We start from the raw sequence: 1,285 nt of genomic DNA on the forward strand, positions 1-1,285 counted from the left end.
GCTTTGTGTTTGGCGTCGCGCTGTCGCTAACCAGTGTTAGTGTCAGCGCATCTACGGATTTTTTGAAAGGGCAACTGCTCAGTGACAGCGAGTACGCGGATCTGGTCGCGCTGGCAAAAGAAAAGAATCCACCAAAGAATGGCAAACAATATGTGTTTGGTTTTGCCAATCTTCAAAGAAACATTGCCTTTGGCGTAAAGGTTGAACAAGGGATCGAGAAGAACGCCAATAAAGCGGGAGTTGCGCTGGTAATTGCAGACAACCGTCTTGATGGTCCAACGGCTCTTAAAAACGCACAGTCGTTTGCTCGCCGAAATGTGGATTATGCTATCGAGTTCCAAACGGACATCAACTTTGGTCCCGCAGTAATGAAGCCTTTTAACCAAAAGAGTATTGGTGTTACTGCCATCGATATTCCGATGAAGGGCGCAACATTCTTCGGAGCAAACAACCCCAAATCCGGATTTATGGGCGGCACTTTCTTAGCGCAGGCGGCGGTAGCTGAATGGGGCGAAGACAAGGTAAGTAAAGGGTATCTGGTTGTTGGCGGTTTAGCGCAATCCGGTGCCGTTGTGGGCATGAGAACAGGCGGTCAGATAGCAGGTTTTCAAGCCAAACTTCCCGGCTTCAATGAAGATAACATCATCATTATCGATACCAAAAACACCCTTCAGGAATCGTTCAATCAAATGAAAAACGTTCTGGGGCGAATTCCAAAAGACGCAGTAGTAATGGGGATTGCGATTAACGACCAATCCGCATTGGGTATGTTGCGTGCTGTACAGCAAGCGCAAAGGGAAGATCAAAGCTTATTCGTTGGTATGGGGGCAGATGAACTTGAACCATTAGTGAGTGAAGATCGTTTTGTTGCCTCTGTGGGTTATTTCCCTGAACGCTACGGAAACTATCTGGTTCCTATCGCACTGATGTCGTTAGCTGGTCTAGATATTCCCGAATCTGTATTGGTGAATCACGTCATGGTGACCAAAAACAACATCTGTGAGTTCTACTACGAACACAAATGCCGCGACGGCAAAGGCATGCAGTTAGAACTGGATACCGCGAAGCTTTCAGCTCATCTGGATTCTCTGCGCAGCGATCCAAATCTGAAGGGCTTTGAAAGTCTGGTTCCGGCTCAGCCTTAAGCGCAATCGAGGTTTGTTTAATGAAAGACGTTGTCTTCAATCTAAAAAACATAAACAAAGCCTTCAACGGAGTTCGCGTTCTTAGCGATGTAAACTTCGACCTCAAGCGGGGAGAAATTGTCTCCCTGCTTGGAGCCAAT

At 47.0% G+C, this 1,285-nt stretch carries 1 protein-coding gene; it reads left to right on the top strand.

Annotated elements, in window-relative coordinates:
- Window positions 1-1,145, top strand: a 1,145-nt coding sequence (locus RH89_RS15185; RefSeq protein WP_004403745.1) for a sugar ABC transporter substrate-binding protein, incomplete at its 5' end; no start/stop codon positions are given.
- Window positions 1,146-1,285: the final 140 nt, after the last annotated feature.

The sequence above is a fragment of the Vibrio nigripulchritudo ATCC 27043 genome, assembly GCF_000222685.1.
Classification (GTDB): Bacteria; Pseudomonadota; Gammaproteobacteria; order Enterobacterales; family Vibrionaceae; genus Vibrio; species Vibrio nigripulchritudo.